1 protein-coding gene is annotated in these 276 nt (G+C 42.8%); it reads right to left on the bottom strand.

Annotation, left to right across the window (positions count from 1 at the left end):
* Positions 1–276 (bottom strand): hypothetical protein (locus tag AAEY72_RS14755; protein ID WP_352311289.1); only part of this gene is annotated, 276 nt, incomplete at both ends.

Below are 276 nucleotides of genomic sequence, written 5' to 3'. Positions count from 1 at the left end.
CGATGATTGTCTGTAAATCTGGCGCAAATGAATAGCCAAACAGGTTATCAAAGCTGTCGAGGTTTTCGACCACAATAAGATTAGCGATATTCAGTCGCTGGCAAAGTGCTAGTGCACTATCGACTTTTAATCGCAGTGAACAATTATGCATCATCATTAAGTCGACCGCTGGATCAGCCACTAGGGCTTGAGCAATCCTAGAGGAAAGTTTGATTAATACGTAATCGGCTTCTGGGCTGATATTTGCGTATTTTTCATTGGCACTGTGGTGTGACA

Source organism: Psychrobacter sp. W2-37-MNA-CIBAN-0211 (genome assembly GCF_040309405.1).
Taxonomy (GTDB): domain Bacteria; phylum Pseudomonadota; class Gammaproteobacteria; order Pseudomonadales; family Moraxellaceae; genus Psychrobacter; species Psychrobacter glaciei.
This window is presented reverse-complemented; position numbering and strand designations above follow the sequence as displayed.